Source organism: Rhodococcus sp. H36-A4 (assembly GCF_027158005.1).
Classification (GTDB): Bacteria; Actinomycetota; Actinomycetes; order Mycobacteriales; family Mycobacteriaceae; genus Rhodococcoides.
Genome location: NZ_JAPVLQ010000003.1, coordinates 360289 through 380222, shown reverse-complemented (window position 1 = coordinate 380222; position 19934 = coordinate 360289). Strand labels below are relative to the sequence as shown.

Genomic DNA, 19934 nt, shown 5'->3' with positions numbered 1-19934 from the left:
CGCTAGTATCGGTCTATGAGACAGCATAGCGGCATCGGTGTTCTGGACAAAGCGATGGGGGTTCTCCATGCGGTTGCCGCGGAACCGTGCACGCTGAGTGATCTCTGCATAAGAACCGGGCTCCCCCGCGCCACCGCACATCGCCTGGCCGTCGGCCTCGAAGTCCACAGACTCGTTGCACGTGACGCGCACGGGTTCTTCCGACCCGGGCCGGGCCTGGCCGAACTCGCGGCCAGTGCCACCGACACCTTGCTCGACGCAGCAGCATCCGTCCTGCCGCGCCTGCGCGAAATCACCGGCGAAAGCGTGCAAATCTACCGGCGTGACGGCACCGTACGGGTCTGCGTCGCCTCGATGGAACCGCCGACGGGTCTGCGCGACACTGTTCTCGTCGGCGCCCGCCTTCCCATGTCAGCAGGCTCGGGGGCCAAAGTTCTACTCGCTTGGGCCGATCCGCAGACACAGCGCACCGTTCTGCCGGATGCAGAATTCGGGGAGCGTGTGCTGATCGAAGTCCGCAGGCGGGGTTGGGCTCAGAGCGCCGGGGAACGGGAGCCAGGGGTCGCCAGCGTCGCAGCCCCGGTTCGGGATTCGGCAGGAAATGTCATCGCCGCTGTATCGGTTTCAGGACCCATCGACCGAATCGGCCGGAGACCCGGTGCGCGTTGGGCCGCAGATCTCCTCGCTGCCGCCGAGGCGATACACAAACGACTCTGACACGAACAGATCCAGCATCGGTGACCGATCCACGGTCCTTTGCGGCCCATTCTCTGATATGCAATGAACGTGGGAACTAATCAGCGCGCGCAGATAACAATGACCGAAGTCGAAATCTCGACGTTCATCGAGAGAAGCCGGGTTGCGACTCTCGCAACCATCGGAGCCGATGGACAACCTCACCTCGTAGCGATGTGGTACGGCGTCATCGACGGCGAGGTGTGGTTCGAGACGAAGGCGAAGTCTCAGAAGGCCGTCAACATTCGTCGTGACTCACGGATCACGGTGCTCGTCGAGGACGGCAACACCTATGACACTCTCCGCGGCATCTCCATCGAAGGGAGAGCGGAGATACTCGACGACCCCGAGTCGATCTCTGCAGTGGGCATAAGCGTGTGGGAACGGTACACCGGGCCGTATTCGGAACAAGTGCGTCCGATGGTGGAGCAGATGATGAAGAAGCGGATTGCAGTCAGGGTCGTCGTCGACCGCACACGTTCGTGGGATCACCGCAAGCTCGGCCTGCCCGCCATTCCACTGGGCGGATCCACAGCCGAATACTTGTAGCGGGTGAGAGCGGGGACAGAGGGGTCGATCTCCGCTCTCATTCTGCGGTACCTTTTTCTCGTCACCGACGTGCGAGGAGCGATCATGACAGAACCCAGCAAAGAAGATACGAAGAAGAAGTTTCGCGAGGCCCTGGAGAAGAAGAACCACAAGTCGGCTACCACGGTCGAGCACAAAGATGGCGGACCGAAGGTGAACAACGCCCACGGCCCGTCGGATCATCAGCGGATGTTCCGACGCAAGAGCATCTAGCTTCTTAGACGCGGACCCGCTTGCACAGAACGAAAACACCCCCTCACCGAACGGTGAGAGGGTGTTTTCTTCGTTGTAGCCCCGACGGGATTCGAACCCGCGCTACCGCCTTGAGAGGGCGGCGTCCTAGGCCGCTAGACGACGGGGCCAGGAACTTCTTCGAACGCAACCATACTTCGGTTGCAATCACATCCAACTGTGTCCAACCAGATGAAAGCTTAGCCAGCTTAACCGGCTGACGTTCGGCAACAAAATCACTACCGAACGTTTGCTGGGGTACCAGGACTCGAACCTAGAATGGCGGTACCAGAAACCGCTGTGTTGCCAATTACACCATACCCCAATGACCTTCGACGACATCCACACAACCAACATGCGCACTGCGTTCTGGGCCGGGATAGAGACTATCAAAGGACACCCGGGTTTCTCCAAATCGGCTGGTCAGAGTCCCCAACTACGCGCTTTCGCGACCTCCGGACCCGCGGGAACGACCTCGAAGGCCCTAGCGGACACTCGATCTTGTGATCAGCGATGGTGAATGCGAGTGAAAGTTGTCGTAGTGCCGACCGGCACCGTTCATCACCTCTTCCCCACCGACGACGACGGCCGCCCGTCCGGGCAGCGAGAAGAATGCTCCGATCTTCCTGCGGCTGTGTACCGAATCGAGTCCGCTGATCGTCCCAGGTGGATTTGGGAGTCCACTGCGCGTACTTACAGACCGCTGCTGGAAGCAGGGGTACGTGTCGACCGCTGTCACGATCTTTCCCTCGTCGAAGGGATCCTCGCCGTCCGCCGCGGCGAGATCGCACCTCTCATGACCGCGCTCACAGACGACAGACCGGGGTTGTTCGACGCACACGCTCATCCGAGCTACGAATCGATCCTCGAGCTGCATCGTCGACACGTAGCCGAAAGCGCGGCATCGACCGGCCTCCGCCTTCTGTTCGCTGCAGAATCTGCCGGGGCACTCGCCGCTGCGGAGATGAGCCACGTCGGTTTGCCATTCTCCGCCGACGCACACGACCGATATCTCGAATCGATGCTCGGTCGCCGCCCCCGCGAAGGAGACTTGCCGCCGTCGATCACCGAACTCGAATCCGAGATCAGCGCGGTGTTCGGTCGCAGGGTCAATCCGAGTTCACACCTGGAAGTCATCGCCGCTTTTGCTCGGGACGACATCGAATTGACCTCGACGCGTGCGCACCTGCTCAGCGCCGTCGACCACCCAGCAGTTCCGCTGTTGCTTCGTCACCGGGATCTGTCGAAGTTGTTCAGTACCAACGGATGGGCATGGTCGCAGGCATGGGTTCGGCAGGACCGATTTCGCCCCGTCTATGTGCCGGGTGCGGTGGTGTCCGGCCGCTGGGCCAGCCGCGGCGGTGGCGGACTTCAAATTCCGAAAGCACTGCGTAACAGCGTAATAGCGGAGCCCGGTTATGATTTCGTCATCGCTGACGCCGGGCAGCTCGAGCCACGGATCTTGGCTGCGATGTCGGCCGACCCCGCAATGACCGAGGCGGCCGGTACCGAAGATCTGTACGCCCCCGTCGCACAGGCAGCCTTCGGCGGCGACCGAAACAAAGCGAAAGTCGCCATCCTTGGGGTCTTGTACGGCGCCACCTCCGGTGAGTCTCGGTCACTTCTGACCTTGCTACGCCGTAGGTTCCCCCAAGCCGTCGAGTACGTCGAGCGGGCAGCTCGGAGCGGTGAACGCGGGGAGGTCGTCCATTCCTGGCTCGGGCGCGCGTGTCCGCAGCCGTCAGCCGAGTGGTGGGTGCACGGTGACGCACGTGCGCGCGGAAGATTCACCCGAAACTTTCTCGTGCAGGCAACCGCATCGGAATGGGCAGTGTGCCTGTTGGCCGAGTTGCGAAAGAGGTTGGCGGCCGAACCAGGGTCCGGCGAACTTGTCTTCTTTCAACACGACGAGGTAGTCGTGCACAGTAGCGATAGCGTGACAGCTCGCCGACACATCGAGGATGCAGCGCTCAGCGCCACACGGCTTCTCTTCGGCGACACCGCAGTTCGATTTCCGATGGATGTCGCGGTCAGATCTTGCTACGCCGATCCGGAGGATTGAGATTCTTCCTCGGATCCATGACCGTCGAAGGTCACCTCGATCTCCTCGAACCCCTTGCTGCGTTGTGCTTCCGCTTGCCCGGTATAGGTGAGACGGTCGCCCTCGGTAAGGATCACATCGTCGGTGAACGGCGTCAGAAGTGAACGGGGGTAGAGCTTTTCCACCCGAACCACATCGATCTCGACGGCGAAGACGATGAGGACCGAAGCGATGTACATGAACGCCAGAAGTCCGAGCACTACCGCGAATACCCCGTTGGTGATCGACGCTCGGCCAACGACATATTTGATGTACACACCGCCGAACGTCTGCAGAATCTGCCAGAGAACCCCAGCAACGATCGCCCCCGGAAGTACGTTCGAGATCGACAAGTCGCGGGCCGTCGCCAGCCGGAAAGCGACGGTGAAGACGATGATGTTGAGAAGAATGGACGCAATCAGCACCACACTGCCGTTGATGCTGCCGAAGACACCCGCAGAACTGGCAACGTTGACGGCAGTGATAGCCAAGACGGCGACCCCAACCGTGCTGAGTAGCGCAAGCCCGCGTACTCGTGAACGAATCGGGTTCGGGCGAAGGTTCTTCGGTACTGCCCACGCAACATTCATCGCATTCTGAACGGCTACGGCGACCCCGAGCCCGCCGTAGAGCGAACCCAGGACACCGATGATCAGACCGAGGTTTCCGCCGCCGATCTTGTCCGGTTCACCGACCTCGTCACCGATGATCGGAATCTGGCTGAGTGCCGAATCCAGTATCTGTTGCTGTAGCCGCGGATCACCGGCCAACACGATTCCCAGGATCGTCGATCCGAGCAACAGCAACGGAAAGAGCGAGAGAAACGCGTAGTAGGCGATCAGAGCAGCAAGATAGCCGCCCTGATCGTCCACGAACTTGTAGATCACCGCCAGCGGAAAGCCGAGGACCGGGTGGCGACGCTGGACTCGGTCCACCCGTGCGGCGATAGACACCCGGTTACCGCGCCGATCAGCCGATGGAGGCGCGGGCAGCGCCGAGTCGCGCGAGCGTCTTCTCGCGCCCGAGGAGTTCCATCGACTCGTACAGTGGTGGAGAGATGTGTGATCCGGTCACCGCGACGCGGACCGGTGCAAAGGCCTTGCGCGGCTTGAGTTCCAAGCCGTCGATCAGTGCCGCCTTGAGCGTCTCTTCCAGATCTGCTGTGCGCCAGGAAGACAACTCGGTCAATGCCGTGATGGTCGCGTCGAGAACGGGCCCGGCATCGGACGTCAGGTTCTTCGCCGCCGCCGCTGGGTCTATGCCGAAGTCGCTGTCGGCGACGTACAGGAACTTCAGTAGTCCCCAGGCGTCCGACAACACCACGATGCGTGTCTGCACGAGATCGGCGGCCACGGCAAACTGCTCCTCGTCGACCTGCTCGGGCAAATGCCCCTGCTCAGTCAGGAACGTGCGCAGGCGCGACGCGAAATCCGCGGGCTCGAGCAGCCGAATGTGCTCGGCGTTGATGGCATCGGCCTTCTTCTGGTCGAATCGAGCCGGGTTCGAGTTCACCGTGGAGATGTCGAACGCCGCTACCATCTCGTCGAGCGAAAAGACGTCATGGTCGTCGGAAATGCCCCAACCGAGAAGCGCCAGATAGTTCAGCAGCCCCTCGGGCACGAATCCGCGATCTCGGTGGATGAAGAGATTCGATTCGGGATCGCGCTTGGACAGCTTCTTGTTTCCCGCGCCCATCACGAACGGCAGGTGGCCGAATTCTGGTGTGCTGTCCGCGACGCCGATCCGGATGAGCGCCTCGTACAACGCCAACTGTCGCGGGGTCGAGGACAGCAGGTCCTCTCCGCGAAGCACGTGCGTGATCTTCATCAACGCGTCATCCACTGGATTCACCAACGTGTACAACGGAATCCCGTTACCTCTGGTGAGTGCGAAGTCCGGCACCGTGCCGGCTTTGAACGTCGTCTCCCCACGAACGAGGTCCGTCCACGACAGATCGTGATCGGGCATACGCAACCGAACGACGGGGCTGCGGCCCTCGTCGAGGAATTTCTGACGCTGCTCGTCGGTCAGATCCCGATCGAAGTTGTCGTAACCCAACTTGGGGTCCCGCCCGGCCGCCTTGTGTCGGGTCTCGACCTCCTCAGGGGTCGAGAAAGAGTGGTACGCCTCCCCCGCCTCGAGCAGCTGTCGAACTACGTCGAGATGCTGATCACGCCGGAGCGACTGTCGATACGGTTCGTACGGCCCACCGACCTCCGGGCCCTCGTCCCAGGTGAGCCCGAGCCATCGCAGTGCGTCGAGGATCGCCGCATACGAGTCTTCGGAATCACGCGCTGCATCGGTGTCCTCGATGCGGAAGACGAAAGCACCACCGTGATGGCGCGCGAACGCCCAGTTGAACAGCGCCGTGCGGATCAAGCCCACGTGCGGGGTTCCGGTCGGTGACGGACAGAATCGGACTCGTACTTCGTTGGATTTCATAGCTCGCTCGCGTTCGAGGGGAAGGTGAAAGGTACGTCAGTTCTTGGCGGCGACGGGGTTGGTCAGCGTGCCGATGCCCTCGACCGTGACCGACACGGACTGTCCTGCCGTGATCGGACCGACGCCCTCGGGGGTACCGGTGAGAATAACGTCACCGGGCAGCAGGGTCATGACGGCCGAGACCCACTCGATGATCTCAGGGATGTCGTGCAGCAGCAACGACGTCCTACTGCGTTGTTTCACCTCGCCGTCGACCTCGGTCGTGATTTCGAGGTCGGAGGCGTCGAGCGAGGTCTCGATCCAAGGCCCGAGCGGGCAGAACGTGTCGTGCCCCTTGGCCCTGGTCCATTGACCGTCGTGCCGTTGATGGTCGCGAGCAGATACGTCGTTCGCGACGGTATAACCCAGGACCACATCGAGAGCTTTGGCTGCAGGCACGTCCTTGCACGGACGCCCGATCACGATGGCCAGTTCGCCTTCGTAGTGAACCTCGTTCGAGGTCGCCGGCAACATGATGGGCGCTCCCGGACCGACGATCGAGGTGTTCGGCTTGATGAAGATAACGGGATCCTTGGGAGCATCCCCGCCCATCTCGGCTACATGTGCAGCGTAGTTCTTTCCGATCGCTATGACTTTGCTGGCGAGGATCGGCGCGAGCAGGCGAACGTCGGCCAATGGCCACGACCTACCCGTGAAAGTCGGCGTGCCGAAGGGATGTTCGGCAATCTCCTTGGCGGTGCGTTCATCACCCTCTCCCTCGATACTCACGAATGCCACACCATCAGGACTTGCAATTCGACCCAGACGCATGTCGAAAGTCTATCGACCTTCCATTTCGCGGCGTCCATGCCGTCCGATACAGCCTGCGCTACGGGTGTAACGTCGCTTCTGAATTTCAGATGCCAAGATCTGAAGCTCATATAGTGGGAATCAGGAATGAGGCCATGACTGCAACAGACCGCGCGCTCGACGCCGACAGCGCCCGAAAGTGGTTCATGCTCGCGCTCGGAATGCTCGCGCAGACTTCAGGCGCGGTGTTCATCAACGGAGCTGCGTTTCTCATTCCGGCTCTGCACGAGGACCGCGGGTTGAGTCTGCCCAGTGCTGGACTGCTCGTCGCGATGCCGACGGTGGGGATCATGCTCACGCTGATCGCGTGGGGCATGCTCGTCGACCGCATCGGTGAACGCCTCGTACTCGCTCTCGGGCTAGGCCTCACCGCGGCTGCCAGCTTCGCAGCGTTTTTCACCACCTCGTTCGCCATGCTCGGCTTGTGCCTGCTGATCGGCGGAATGGCGGCAGCCAGCGCAAACAGCGCGTCGGGACGCGTCGTCGTGGGATGGTTCCCGCCCCAGAGACGCGGCCTCGCCATGGGAATCCGACAGATGTCGGTACCACTGGGCGTCGCCATCGCTGCGCTGTCGATACCACCTATCGCGCGAGACCACGGGGTCTCGGCTGCCCTGTTGGTCCCCGCAGTCATCTGCACACTGGGAGCTGTGCTGTGCCTGGCCGTCGTCGATCCCCCACGCCCGACGCGAGCCGATGCCGCCGAACAGGGACTACTTGCCAACCCGTACAGGGCCAGTTCTCAACTCTGGCGGATTCATTCGACCTCGATCCTGCTCGTGGTGCCTCAGTACGTCGTGTGGACCTATGCGCTCGTCTGGCTCATGACCGATCGCGAATGGTCGGCAGCCTCGGCAGGCATCTTGGTGACCGTTACCCAAATCCTCGGGGCGTTCGGTCGAATGGGAGTCGGCGCACTATCAGACCGTGTCGGAAGCAGAATGCGTCCGCTGCGATGGGTCGCACTCTCGACGACCGTGAGCATGTTCGCGCTCGCGGTCACCGACTGGCTGGACTCCCCGATCTCCATCGCACTGTTGGTCGTGGCCTCGATCGTCACCGTTGCACCCAACGGGTTGGCATTCACTGCCGTTGCCGAGTTCTCGGGATCCTACTGGAGCGGGCGTGCCCTCGGCGTCCAGAACACCGGGCAGTACATCGCGGCTTCGCTCGTACCGCCGGCCTTCGGCGCCCTCGCCGCAGTGAGCTTTCCGCTGGCATTCCTGGTGTCGGCCGTCTTCCCTGCCCTGTCCGTCTCCGTAATCCCCGAAGATCACGAGAGCAACGAGTAGAGACCGAAAACGAACGAATGCCTCTCACCGCACTCAGAAGGTGCACGTGAGAGGCATTCGATGCACTCAGTGAGAGATTTACAGCTTGGCAGCGATCCGGTCGCCGATTTCTGCGGTGGTCGCAGTCGAGGATCCCCGGGAAGCGAGGTCCGCAGCAACTGCAGCTTCGACTCGTGCTGCGTTGGCAGAGTCGCCAAGATGCGCCAAAAGTAGCGACACCGACAGAATTGCTGCCGTCGGATCCGCTTTGCCTTGCCCTGCGATATCCGGGGCACTGCCGTGGACCGGTTCGAACATCGACGGGTTGGTCCCCGTCGCATCGATGTTTCCGCTGGCTGCGAGGCCGATACCGCCGCTGACGGCAGCGGAGAGGTCTGTGACGATGTCACCGAAAAGATTGTCGGTGACGATGACGTCGAACCGGCCCGGGTCGGTGACGAGGTGAATCATCGCGGCATCGATGTGTTGGTATGCGACCTCGACGTCAGCGAATTCCTTCGAGACTTCTTCCACCGTTCGCGCCCAGAGACTGCCGGCGAACGCGAGCACGTTGGTCTTGTGCAGCAGCGTGAGGTGCTTGCGCCGTCCGAGCGCGCGAGCGAACGCATCGCGAACGACACGCTCGACCCCGAAGCGAGTATTGACGCTGACCTCGGTCGCAACCTCGTGCGGGGTGTTCACCCGCAGTGCTCCACCGTTGCCGGTGTACGGCCCTTCGGTTCCCTCACGTACGACGAGCACGTCGATTTCCTTGTTACCTGCGAGCGGACCGGTCACCCCGGGGTACAACTTCGCCGGACGAATATTTACGTGATGATCGAGCGCGAAGCGTGCATTGAGCAACAGGCCGCGTTCGAGAATGCCGCTGGGTACCGATGGGTCGCCGATTGCACCCAAGAGAATTGCGTCGTGTCCGCGAATCTCTTCGAGGACCGAACCGGGAAGAAGCTCACCGGTCGCGTTGTAGCGGCGGGCACCGAGATCGTATTCGGTCTTCTCGACACCGGGCACGACGATGTCCAGCACCTTCAATGCCTGTTCGACGACCTCAGGGCCGATTCCATCTCCAGCGATGACGGCGAGCTTCATTGAACTCCTCGTTCTGTGTAATACGTTCGGGATGAGACGGTGCTCAGGACAGGTCGACGAGTTCGATCGTCGATGCGCCGACCGCGGCGGCGATGCTTGCACTCAGCTCCGACGGCACGTCCTTGTCGACGCGAAGCAGGATCGTGGCGCCTTCACCCTCGGTGTCCTGGCTGAGAGCTGCTGCCTGGATGTCGATTCCGGCGTCGCCGAGCAGTGTGCCGATGCGGCCGAGGCTGCCGGGCTGATCTGCGTAGTTGACGATCAGGTTCTTGCCCTCGGCCCGAAGGTCGAAGTTGCGGCCGTTGATATTGACGATCTTCTCGACCTGCTTGGTGCCGGTGAGTGTGCCTGCGACGTTGAGGACGGTTCCATCGCCGTATACGGCGCGAATGTCGACGACGCTGCGATGGTTCTCACTCTCGGGTGCCTTGGTGACCTCGGCGGTGACCCCGCGCTCCTCGGCGAGTGACGGAGCGTTGACGAAGGTGACCGAGTCCTCGATGACAGCGGAGAACAGGCCGCGCAGTGCCGACAATTTGAGGATCTCGACATCTTCGGCAGCGAGCTCGCCGCGTACATCCACCGACAACGAGGAGGGAAGTTCTTCGGAGAGTGCGCCGAGAAGCACGCCCTGCTTGCGGACGATCTCGAGCCATGGCGATACCTCTTCGCCGACTGCGCCACCCTTGACGTTGACTGCGTCCGGAACGAATTCGCCTGCGAGAGCAAGCAATACAGACTTCGCGACGTCGGTGCCCGCACGGTCCTGAGCTTCGGTCGTCGACGCACCGAGGTGGGGGGTGACGACGGCCTGCGGCAGCTCGAACAGCGGGCTGTCGGTGCACGGCTCGGAGGCATAGACGTCGATTCCGGCAGCGAACACATGGCCGCTGGTAATGGCGTCGGCGAGCGCCTGCTCGTCGACGAGACCGCCGCGGGCGGCGTTGACGACGATGACACCCGGCTTGGTCTTCGCGAGGGCTTCCTTGCCGATGATCCCCTTGGTCTCGGGTGTCTTCGGAAGGTGTACGGAGAACATGTCGGCGCGTGTCAGCAATTCGTCGAGGCTGACGAGTTCGATTCCGAGCTGGGCAGCGCGAGCAGCGGAGACGTAGGGGTCGTACGCGATGACATGTGTCTCGAAGGCAGCCATACGCTGAGCGAACAGCTGGCCGATACGGCCGAGTCCGACGACTCCGACTGTCTTGCCGAAGATTTCGACACCATTGAACTTGCTGCGCTTCCACTCGTGCTGACGCAGAGTGGCGTCGGCAGCGGGGATCTGGCGAGCAGCGGACAGCAACAGCGTCACAGCGTGCTCGGCAGCAGTATGGATGTTCGATGTCGGGGCATTGACCACGAGGACGCCACGCTCGGTGGCGGCAGGCACATCGACGTTGTCGAGGCCGACACCCGCGCGAGCGACGATCTTGAGTTTCGTGCCGGCGGCGAGAACCTCGGCATCGACCGTGGTGGCCGACCGGACGAGGATGGCGTCGGCTTCGGGGACTGCCGCGAGAAGTGCGGGGCGATCCGGGCCGTCGACCCAACGGACCTCTACGCCGTCGCCGAGTGCCTCGACTGTGGACTGCGCAAGTTTATCGGCGATCAGAACGACAGGACGGCCTGGCTGACTCACGTGAAGAACTCCCTATGTCATCGGAAATGATGCTGTCGATCGGAATGAAGAATGGCGTGGTGCGGCACAAGTTTAGATGCCGAGGTGGGGCGCATCGGTGTCGCCCTCGCGACCCGGGCAGAAGGGCGCCCTCACGCACTGGTCAGTGCGTGGGGCGCCCCTCTCGTCAAGCAGGTACTACCGAACGAATTCGGCTGCGATCAGGCTGTTTCCGTGATCGGACGATCGACCCAGCTCATCAGACCGCGCAGCTTCTTGCCGGTGACCTCGATGGGGTGCTCGGCGTTTGCCTTACGCAGGCCTTCGAGCTCGGTGTTGCCGTTCTCGACGTTGGCGACGAGACGACGGGTGAACTCACCGGACTGGATGTCGGCCAAGATTGCCTTCATGCGCTCCTTGGTGCCGGCGTCGATGACGCGCGGTCCGGACAGGTAGCCACCGAACTCAGCGGTGTCGGACACCGAGTAGTTCATCCGCGCAATGCCGCCTTCGTACATGAGGTCGACGATGAGCTTGAGCTCGTGCAGCACCTCGAAGTACGCCATCTCCGGCGCGTAACCGGCTTCGACCATGACCTCGAAACCGATCTTGACCAGTTCCTCGGTGCCACCGCACAGTACGGCCTGCTCGCCGAAGAGGTCCGTCTCGGTCTCTTCTTTGAACGTGGTCTTGATGACTCCGGCGCGCGTGCCGCCGATTCCCTTGGCCCAGGACAGTGCGAGCGCCTGTCCCTCACCCTTGGGATCCTGATCGATGGCGATGAGCGCCGGGACACCCTTGCCATCGACGAACTGACGGCGCACGAGGTGGCCAGGGCCCTTCGGGGCGACCATGCCGACGGTGACAAAGTCGGGAGCTTCGATCAGATCGAAGTGGATGTTGAGTCCGTGTCCGAAGAACAGCGCGTCGCCGTCCTTCAGGTTCGGCTCGATCTCTTCCTTGTAGATCGACGCCTGAGCCGTGTCCGGTGCGAGCACCATGATCACATCGGCCCATGCGGAGACCTCGGCGGGAGTACCGACCTTCAGGCCCTGCTCCTCAGCCTTGGCGCGAGACTTCGAGCCTTCCTTGAGGCCGATGCGCACATCGACTCCGGAATCGCGCAGGCTCAGCGAGTGCGCATGGCCCTGGCTTCCGTAGCCGATAACAGCGACCTTGCGGCCCTGAATGATCGACAGGTCAGCATCGTCGTCGTAGAACATCTCGACTGCCACTGGTTACTACCTTTCCTCTTGGGTTTTACGCTTGTTCGTCACTGCGGTCGCTAGCGCGACGCGGTGATCGATTTCGGTCCACGTCCGACGGCAACGACTCCCGACTGGACTATTTCTCGAATTCCATAGGGGTCCAACATCTTGAGCAACGCATCGAGTTTCGACCTCGTCCCCGTTGCTTCGACCGTGACCGCCTCGGGCGACACGTCGATAACCTTGGCGCGGAACAGGTTCACGGTCTCGATCACTTCGCTACGTACGCTCGAATCGGCTCGCACCTTGATCAGGACCAGTTCGCGGGCCACTGAAGAATCGTCGTCCTGCTCGACGATCTTGATGACGTTGATGAGCTTGTTCAGCTGCTTGGTCACCTGTTCGAGCGGGAACTCGTCGACAGTGACCACGATCGTCATCCGCGAGATCTCGGGGATCTCCGTCCCACCCACGGCGAGCGAGGAGATGTTGAACCCGCGTCGCGAGAACAATGCCGCAACTCGGGCGAGGACGCCTGGCTTGTCCTCGACGAGAACGCTGAGGGTATGGCTCGTGCTCACTTGTCGGTGCCTTTCGCTTCGCCGTGCGCCTGTTCGCGTGCCATAGCTTCTTCGATCACGGCAGGCTCGGCGCCCGCAGCCTCGTCGTCGTCGAACAGTGGACGGATGCCGCGGGCAGCCATGATCTCGTCGTTTCCGGTGCCTGCTGCGACCATCGGCCACACCTGAGCGTCGGCACCGACGATGAAGTCGATGACCACCGGGCGGTCGTTGATCGCACGGGCCTGTGCGATCACGTCCTCGACATCCTCTTCCCGCTCGCAACGCAATCCGACACACCCGAGCGCTTCGGCGAGCATGACGAAGTCCGGAATGCGCTTGGCGCCGTGCGTACCCAGATTAGTGTTGGAGTAACGCTCTTCGTAAAAGAGGGTCTGCCACTGGCGCACCATGCCCAGGTTGCCGTTGTTGATCACAGCGACCTTGATGGGGATGCCTTCGACTGCGCAGGTGGCAAGCTCCTGATTGGTCATCTGGAAGCAGCCGTCGCCGTCGATCGCCCACACCTCGGCGTCGGGCAATCCCATCTTTGCGCCCATCGCTGCGGGCACCGCGTAACCCATGGTTCCGAGTCCACCCGAGTTAAGCCACGTGCGCGGCTTCTCGTACTTGATGAACTGGGCGGCCCACATCTGATGCTGGCCCACTCCTGCGCAGTAGATCGCATCCGGTCCGGCGATTTTACCGACCGAGGAGATGACGAACTCCGGCGACATCGCGCCGTCGCTCGGACGGTCGTAGCTCAACGGGTACGTCTTGCGGATGTCGTCGAGATAGACCCACCAGTCGGCGAGATCGAGTGTCGTTCCGGTCGCCCGGTCCGCGCGGATGGCCTCGATGAGTTCAGTGATGACCTCTTTGCAGTCGCCCACGATCGGGACGTCCGCGTAGCGGTTCTTACCGATCTCGGCCGGATCGATGTCGGCGTGGATGACCTTGGCATTGGTGGCGAACGTGGACAACTGCCCGGTGACGCGGTCGTCGAAGCGCGCACCGAGTGTGATGAGCAGATCACTGCGCTGCAGCGCAGCCACGGCAGCAACTGTCCCGTGCATTCCGGGCATGCCGAGATTGAGCTGATGACTGTCCGGGAACGCTCCCCTGGCCATGAGCGTCGTGACGACGGGGATCCCGGTCAGCTCGGCGAGTTCGAGCAGTTCGGCGGAGCTGTTGGACTTGATGACGCCGCCGCCGACGTAGAGGACCGGCTGCTTGGCATCGGCGATGAAGCGTGCCGCCTCGCGAACCTGCTTCCCGTGCGGCTTGGTGACCGGCCGGTAGCCGGGCAGACGCATCTCCGGCGGCCACGAGAAAGTGGTCGGCGCCTGGAGCACGTCTTTCGGGATATCGACGAGTACAGCACCGGGTCGCCCCGAGGCAGCGAGGTAGAACGCCTCGGCCATGATGCGCGGGATGTCGGCTCCGTCGGTGATCAGGAAGTTGTGCTTGGTCACCGGCATCGTGATGCCCGAGATGTCGGCTTCCTGGAATCCATCGGTACCGATGAGACTTCGGGCGACCTGACCGGTGATTGCGACGATCGGAACCGAGTCCATCTGGGCATCGGCGAGCGGAGTGACAAGGTTGGTCGCTCCGGGACCGGACGTCGCCATGCATACGCCGACACGGCCGGTGGCTTGCGCGTATCCGGTCGCGGCATGTCCGGCGCCTTGCTCATGGCGAACCAGGACGTGTCGAACCTTCTTCGAATCGAAGAGTGGGTCGTAGACCGGAAGTACTGCCCCTCCCGGAATGCCGAACACGGTGTCGACATCGAGTTCTTCGAGCGCTCGGACGACGGACTGTGCGCCGCTCACTTTCTCGGGCGCTACATGACGACGTGAACCCTCGTTGGAACCGGCCGGCGGCATTTCGGACGTCGACGAGCTGTTGACTGTGCCCGACTTACGAGTCGTGGGCCCTGGGCGTGCGGTTGGTGCGCTCACTGCTGCTTCCTCAGGATTTTCGAGTTCTGGGCGATCTCTGGGCAAGAAAAAACCCCCGTCAGCAGTAGCTGTACGAGGGTGGCGCGTCGATGCGAGTTTGAACAACCGGCTCAGGCGTTGACGCGCCGGCCGATTACGAGTATCCAATTCCGCTTCACGTGCTCGACGGTAGGCGCGCGCATAGGGAAGAGTCAAACTCGTCACGACGCAATCCCATTATGTGAGATCGCGCAGTTGCAATGCGAAGATGAAGGGGTGTCATCCTCGCAGCAGTCCGAACCACCGGACTCATCATCCCACACCCCTGATCCGTCTCCGCAGGTCATCCGACTCCCCAAGCTTGCATTGGTGGGCGTTGTCCTCCTTCTGTTCGGCGTGTCGTTTCCGGCCGCGAGTTGGCCTGCCGCGTTCGGCTGGCTGTTCCTCGTTCCCGTGGCGGTCGCCATCTGGGTCCTCCGAGTCCGCACGACCGTCAGTGAGCAGGGCCTCGCGGTGCGTCGAATCGTGGGATCGGAGTTCATCGAATGGGACCGAGTTCGAGGAATTCACTTCCCCGACCGTCGCTGGGCTCGCGTGGTCCTGACCGACAAGACCGAGAAGTCGCTACCGCTCGTCCGGTTCGATCGACTGCCCCAGTTGGCGGCAGCGAGCGGTGGTCGAATCACCGACCCCTATGCCTCGGCCCGAGCCGAAGCCGCGAGGGATGCCGAGGATCCCGACCAATCCCCGGACATCGCTCCAGAGACGGATCCTTCCTAGCGCGGGAGTAACTCGACGGCGCGATAATCCGCTCCGAGATCGAGGAATCGAAGACATGCCCCACTTCCGCAGACAGGGGAGCTGTTCAATGCGTCCCGTGAGCGCTGAAAAACAGTGAAGGGCCCGGTTGCGCATAGAGCGCACCCGGGCCCTTCACTGTTGGAAAATCTACTGGACGAGAGGGTTGGCACCGTTCAGGAAAATCCACAAGCACACGCCGCCTGCGATGCCGAGTACGAGCGCGATGAACGAGCCGAAGCGCGGACGCGTTGCCCAGCCTCGACGACCGTCGAAGGCGATTTTGCCCGGGCCGGTCAAAATGATCGCCGCCGCTGCAACACCGAGCAAGGTTTCGTATTCCACGCCGTCCGGCGCGAAGAATGCGAGGCCAGGCTCTGCTGCCTGCTTGAAGCACCACGCGTTGATGGCGACAGCGAGTACCGCGGCCCCGGCGAACGGCGTGGCCAAGCCGAGGATCAGTAGCGCACCACCCGCCGTCTCACCGACTGCGCCGGCAATGGCCAACAGATTGGCCTGCTCGTAGCCGGAGTCCTCGAGAAGAGTGCGGAATCCGTCGAGACCCGGACCGTTCCACAGGCCGATGAGCTTCTGCAGCCCGTGGACCAGAAAAATTCCGCCCACAGCCAGTCTGAGTAGGAGTAAACCGAGATCCGTCGTACCTCTGCGCGCAGGGATCTCGACGGTTTCGGTCCGGGTGATCGGCTCGGGAACGGGCGCGGCCACCTCGGCGGCTCCACTCCCACGAGTGTTGGCCGCTGGTGTTTCGATGAACTCTGTCGGCTGCTCCGAGTAGGCACCGGCGCCGTACCGTGAATCCGGGGCGATCGGTTCGTCGTACTTGGACGGCCGAAACGACGGTATCTGCTCGGTCGGATACGACCCGGAGCTGCGCTCGCCGAAGTCCAGTTCGTCATCGGTACGCGGCATCCGATCCGATCCACTGCTAGCTGGGCCAGTGGATGTCGCAGGCGGGGTCGGAGTCGACCGAGTCGTCGGCGTCAGCTGTTCGGTCGGTTGGTCGTACGGGCTCGACGCCGGTTCGTAGCCGGTGTCGGATGCGTCGGAGTCACGAGGCTTGTCGGTCACGCACTCAACACTAGATCGCTGCGTGACCGATCCAGGCTCATTCGACTCCGCGCGGCGGCACAAAATGCGGCCGCCTCACGATGGCCCCCTCTCTTTTGAGTACCCTTCAGATGATGAAGCCGACCCGAACTGCAGCAGCCATCCTCGCGGTGACGGCAGTGATCGCGACCGGATGCGCGCGTTTCGACGAGTCGGCGTCGACACCCTTCAGCCCGGAACCGTCGTTCGGTGCAGCGGAGATAAATCCGGTGGATCCCGATGCACCCCCGACGTCGACGCAACCCGGCGGGCAGGTGCCGCCTGCGGGGCCCTGCGTGGACCCAGACCCCAACGTCATCGCCACCTGCTTGGACTCGACGGGGGGTCTCGTGGTGTTGCCGGGTGGGATGTCCGCCTTGGTGGCCGAGCGTCGCACAGGACGAATCATGCAGGTGACCGCGGGGCAGTCTCCGATCCAGATCGCACAGATCGACGTCGACGCGCAAGGCGACGGAGGACTTCTAGATCTCGCACTGTCCCCCACCTATGCCGAGGACGGGCTGATCTACGCCTACATCACTACCGGTTCGGACAACCGCGTCGTACGGATCGCAGTCGGCGACACCCCCAAGGCTGTGCTCACCGGCATTCCCAAGGGGAGCCAAGGCAATCGCGGCGCACTCGACTTCTACAGCCCGAACCAACTGCTCGTTCTGACTGGAGATGCGGGAAATACTTCTGCGGCAACGAATCCCGCGTCGTTGGCCGGGAAGCTTCTACGTGTCGAGTCCCTCACACCGTCGGCGACGCAGCCCCCGCCTCAGGTCGCGCTCAGCGGCATCGGAACAGCAGGCGATGTGTGCCTGGATCCGACGGGCAGCATCTGGGTCACCGATCGCACAGCAGTCGAGGATCGACTGCAGCGCATCGATCCCCTCGGTTCGGTGATCTCGCCGGTCTGGACGTGGCCCGACCGCCCTGGCGTCGCGGGATGCGCGGCCGGACCCGGAACCGTAGCGGTGTCACTGACCACCGCCCGCGCGATGGCAGTACTCGCCACCGATCAGGACACCGGCTCGGTCACCGCGGCTCCGACACTGCTCGTTCAGGATCGATACGGCCAACTCAACGGCGCGGCACTGGCTCCGGACGGTCAGGTCTGGGCCGGCACCGTCAACAAGAACAGCGACGCCCCCGGCCCCAACGACGATCGAGTAGTCAAGATTCCCATTCCGGCAGGCGGCGGCGGGTTCGACTAGCCCTCTCCTGTGCGCGCTGTTCAATGCGGCAGTCCGCATCGACCTACTCGTTGGAAGGAGTACGTCAGCGATGAATGACCACATCAATCCCACATTGCCGCTGGCGTTCGATGTGGCCTGGACTGCAACGGTATTGGTTTGGTTTCTGCTTGCAGGAGTTGCGTGCGTATCGATACTTCGCACCGAGCATCCGCGCCCTGGCGGCAAGGTGTGGTGGTGCATTTTCGTACTCGCACTTCCCTTGTTCGGTGCGCTCCTATGGTTCTGGGCCCGACCTCGGCATGACGGTAGAGACCCGCTCAGCGACAACGGAAACTGAAGGCCGCTGCGGATCTCGCCGACGCAGCTCTCGATGAACGAAGCGAATGAACAGAGCAGTACTCGGTCGCTGCCCGAAAAGCGGATCCGTCCCAGATTCGTCCGGTTCTGCGGCAGCGTTTCGGTGAGACACCGAAAAAAAGATCCCTTGCCGGACGGTGTCGACCACGACCGGGTAATCTCGAGGGCAGGGTAATCCCGTGCCCGACGGCTTCGTCCGTCGGCTCCTCCAATTGCACGGGACACAATCGATGCATCGCTTCACCGACCCAACACCGGTCGAATCAATGGTCGATGTCTTGATCGTCGACATCGACAACCTGGACATCGAAGACGGAGCAGCCCCACCGCCAGTTGTCGGCCTCAAAGCCGCTTGGAAGTTAAGCTTTCGCAGCGCAGACGAGCCCTACGCTCGGCCTTCCCTCGAAATCCGACTTGGGCACCCGAACGCCGGACTCTCAAATCCGGAGGGACTGTCGCGTACTGGATAAACGCCCCACAGGATCCTGAAGGACTTCTGACCGGTGACATACGCGGTGTGCTGTCAGGAACACTGCTCGCGGGCTCAACTCCGAACGGAATTCCGTTGACCATCGGTCTCGTGGTCGGAATCAAGATCCGATCACAGACATACCAGGAAGTCGAAGGCCAAGGCTGGGAGCCAATCGAGGGTTCGGACATTCTGCGGACCGTGGCGCGAAGTCCGAGGTGGTTCTACCGCGGCGAAATGCGCAGTGGGTACACCCATCGGATGGATGTCGGACTGGTATTGGATATCGCAGTCGACCGTCAATGAATAGAGGCCTCGGTAGACATTCTGTCGGGCGATCTGTGGCCAGTTGCATGTCGCGACATGTGCTTGGGAGTTTCCGTTCGGCGATTCCGGATTGGGGTGAAACTGCCACTGGTTTGCGTGCGTCGTCCCGAATATCTTCCTTTGAATAGTTATGCACCAATTCAGGTGTTTCGCCATCGTGCGTTGCCGAGAAAGTGTCAGTAGAGACATGTCGCAGGGTTAAGGGAATTCCCAGTGCAGCCAGCCCTCGTCGATACCTGGAACCCAACCACGACAGAGGATTCCATACTCGATCGAAGCCGGAGAATTGGCACTGAGAATGGCGGACACGCAGTATTCGAAATGTGCACCACCCCCCGGCTAGGATTTCGTTCATGAACCAACTCGCGGACCAGCGGACGCGACGGAATTCGTTGTGCAAGAACCGCGCGCATGTATCGATTGCTGCGGCCGTTGCCGCTGCCATCGCGATGCTCACCGGATGCACAGCCGTGGACGGTTCGAACGGGACGGGAACGTCGGCATCGACACCCGCACTGACGGTTACGACGGATCCTGAGCCCGTCGAGTCGACGGACACCAACGTTGCTGACCCCAGTAACGATGTGCGCGCGGTCGACCCGTCCTCGCTGTCCGCTGACGGATACGGAATAGCGTGGGTATCTCCGTCGGGCAACATCTGGTGCCGCATCTCCGAAGGAACCTACGGTTCCGGATGCCAAGCCCGCGATGCACCTGTTCCGGACGGCGCGAACTGCGTCAATCCCACCTTCACCGTCGAACAGTTGAGCAAGGGCTTCTACCTGCATCCGGATAGCGTGGAGCCATCGTGCTTCAACCAGGGTGTATTCACTACCGAACACCCGACAGTCTTGGAGTACGGCCAGTCCGTCACTACCGGTGGATACACCTGCGTGTCCCGCCGGAGCGGCATGGCATGCGCCACCGACAACGGTCACGGCTTCGAACTGTCCGCCGAATCAGCACCCTGGTTCTGACCGGCGGCAATCAGTGTCTACCAGCTCGGTAACAACGGCACGGCTGCCAAGCACCTCAA

General features: G+C 62.2%; 19 protein-coding genes and 2 tRNA genes. 10 read left to right on the top strand and 11 right to left on the bottom strand.

The annotated features are described in order from the left end of the window. Window positions 1-15 precede the first annotated feature (15 nt). The 3 genes from O1W68_RS10855 (at window position 16) to O1W68_RS10845 (ending at window position 1536) form a co-directional block, all read left to right on the top strand. Window positions 16-717, top strand: coding sequence for an IclR family transcriptional regulator (locus O1W68_RS10855; RefSeq protein WP_269303444.1), 702 nt, complete (start codon window positions 16-18; stop codon window positions 715-717). Window positions 718-786: 69 nt separating this feature from the next. Continuing rightward, window positions 787-1284: a PPOX class F420-dependent oxidoreductase gene (locus tag O1W68_RS10850; protein ID WP_269303745.1), complete on the top strand. Its 498-nt coding sequence runs from the start codon at window positions 787-789 to the stop codon at window positions 1282-1284. 84 nt (window positions 1285-1368) lie between these two features. Further along, complete coding sequence (locus O1W68_RS10845) at window positions 1369-1536, top strand: DUF5302 domain-containing protein (RefSeq protein ID WP_269303443.1); 168 nt, start codon at window positions 1369-1371, stop codon at window positions 1534-1536. A gap of 76 nt (window positions 1537-1612) precedes the next feature. On the opposite strand, the gene O1W68_RS10840 is transcribed toward O1W68_RS10845, so the two are convergent. Together O1W68_RS10840 and O1W68_RS10835 are read right to left on the bottom strand one after the other, a co-directional pair. Then, window positions 1613-1685 (bottom strand) — tRNA-Glu (locus O1W68_RS10840). A 122-nt stretch (window positions 1686-1807) separates the two neighbouring features. Continuing rightward, window positions 1808-1879 (bottom strand) — tRNA-Gln (locus tag O1W68_RS10835). 195 nt (window positions 1880-2074) lie between these two features. Here O1W68_RS10835 and O1W68_RS10830 point away from each other — a divergent pair. Continuing rightward, the gene (locus O1W68_RS10830) at window positions 2075-3616 is read left to right on the top strand and encodes a bifunctional 3'-5' exonuclease/DNA polymerase (protein ID WP_442972323.1); all 1542 of its coding nucleotides are present in this window, start codon (window positions 2075-2077) and stop codon (window positions 3614-3616) included. On the opposite strand, the gene O1W68_RS10825 is transcribed toward O1W68_RS10830, so the two are convergent. The 3 genes from O1W68_RS10825 to O1W68_RS10815 are packed head-to-tail and all read right to left on the bottom strand — an operon-like array spanning window position 3595 to window position 6886. Further along, window positions 3595-4587, bottom strand: a complete 993-nt coding sequence (locus O1W68_RS10825) for a YihY/virulence factor BrkB family protein (protein WP_269303439.1) — start codon at window positions 4585-4587, stop codon at window positions 3595-3597. The genes O1W68_RS10830 and O1W68_RS10825 overlap by 22 nt on opposite strands. Before the next feature lie 16 nt (window positions 4588-4603). Then, window positions 4604-6076: a glutamate--tRNA ligase gene (gene gltX / locus O1W68_RS10820; protein ID WP_269303437.1), complete on the bottom strand. Its 1473-nt coding sequence runs from the start codon at window positions 6074-6076 to the stop codon at window positions 4604-4606. Window positions 6077-6112: 36 nt separating this feature from the next. Further along, a complete protein-coding gene (locus O1W68_RS10815) occupies window positions 6113-6886 on the bottom strand; it encodes a fumarylacetoacetate hydrolase family protein (protein ID WP_269303435.1) in 774 nt (257 codons plus the stop codon). Window positions 6887-7020: 134 nt separating this feature from the next. On the opposite strand from O1W68_RS10815, the gene O1W68_RS10810 reads away from it, so the two are divergent. Next, window positions 7021-8217, top strand: a complete 1197-nt coding sequence (locus tag O1W68_RS10810) for an MFS transporter (protein WP_269303433.1) — start codon at window positions 7021-7023, stop codon at window positions 8215-8217. A 78-nt stretch (window positions 8218-8295) separates the two neighbouring features. Here the strand turns inward: O1W68_RS10810 and O1W68_RS10805 are convergent, their stop codons facing one another. From O1W68_RS10805 to O1W68_RS10785, 5 genes are all read right to left on the bottom strand, one after another. After that, complete coding sequence (locus O1W68_RS10805) at window positions 8296-9306, bottom strand: 3-isopropylmalate dehydrogenase (protein WP_269303432.1); 1011 nt, start codon at window positions 9304-9306, stop codon at window positions 8296-8298. Window positions 9307-9349: 43 nt separating this feature from the next. After that, window positions 9350-10945 (bottom strand): phosphoglycerate dehydrogenase, encoded by a 1596-nt coding sequence (gene serA / locus O1W68_RS10800; protein WP_186626803.1) that lies wholly within the window; start codon window positions 10943-10945, stop codon window positions 9350-9352. Between the two features lie 200 nt (window positions 10946-11145). Further along, on the bottom strand, window positions 11146-12147 hold the full coding sequence (gene ilvC, locus O1W68_RS10795) for a ketol-acid reductoisomerase (RefSeq protein WP_269303744.1): 1002 nt from the start codon (window positions 12145-12147) through the stop codon (window positions 11146-11148). Between the two features lie 62 nt (window positions 12148-12209). Then, window positions 12210-12713 (bottom strand): acetolactate synthase small subunit, encoded by a 504-nt coding sequence (ilvN, locus tag O1W68_RS10790; RefSeq protein ID WP_084348552.1) that lies wholly within the window; start codon window positions 12711-12713, stop codon window positions 12210-12212. Continuing rightward, complete coding sequence (locus O1W68_RS10785; protein ID WP_269303429.1) at window positions 12710-14659, bottom strand: acetolactate synthase large subunit; 1950 nt, start codon at window positions 14657-14659, stop codon at window positions 12710-12712. The genes ilvN and O1W68_RS10785 overlap by 4 nt, the downstream gene beginning before the upstream one ends. Window positions 14660-14914: 255 nt before the next feature. Here O1W68_RS10785 and O1W68_RS10780 point away from each other — a divergent pair, with 255 nt between their 5' ends. Next, complete coding sequence (locus tag O1W68_RS10780; protein WP_269303427.1) at window positions 14915-15418, top strand: PH domain-containing protein; 504 nt, start codon at window positions 14915-14917, stop codon at window positions 15416-15418. A gap of 168 nt (window positions 15419-15586) precedes the next feature. On the opposite strand, the gene O1W68_RS10775 is transcribed toward O1W68_RS10780, so the two are convergent. Continuing rightward, window positions 15587-16525 (bottom strand): DoxX family protein, encoded by a 939-nt coding sequence (locus tag O1W68_RS10775; RefSeq protein WP_269303425.1) that lies wholly within the window; start codon window positions 16523-16525, stop codon window positions 15587-15589. Between the two features lie 113 nt (window positions 16526-16638). Between O1W68_RS10775 and O1W68_RS10770 the strand changes: the two genes are divergently transcribed. The 4 genes from O1W68_RS10770 (at window position 16639) to O1W68_RS10755 (ending at window position 19875) form a co-directional block, all read left to right on the top strand. Then, entirely contained in the window at window positions 16639-17763 is a 1125-nt protein-coding gene (locus tag O1W68_RS10770; RefSeq protein WP_269303423.1) for a PQQ-dependent sugar dehydrogenase, read from the top strand. Window positions 17764-17833: 70 nt separating this feature from the next. After that, complete coding sequence (locus O1W68_RS10765) at window positions 17834-18082, top strand: PLD nuclease N-terminal domain-containing protein (protein WP_269303421.1); 249 nt, start codon at window positions 17834-17836, stop codon at window positions 18080-18082. 537 nt (window positions 18083-18619) lie between these two features. Further along, a complete protein-coding gene (locus tag O1W68_RS10760) occupies window positions 18620-18877 on the top strand; it encodes a hypothetical protein (RefSeq protein WP_269303419.1) in 258 nt (85 codons plus the stop codon). A gap of 374 nt (window positions 18878-19251) precedes the next feature. Continuing rightward, entirely contained in the window at window positions 19252-19875 is a 624-nt protein-coding gene (locus tag O1W68_RS10755) for a DUF6636 domain-containing protein (protein WP_269303417.1), read from the top strand. The last annotated feature ends 59 nt before the right edge of the window (window positions 19876-19934 follow it).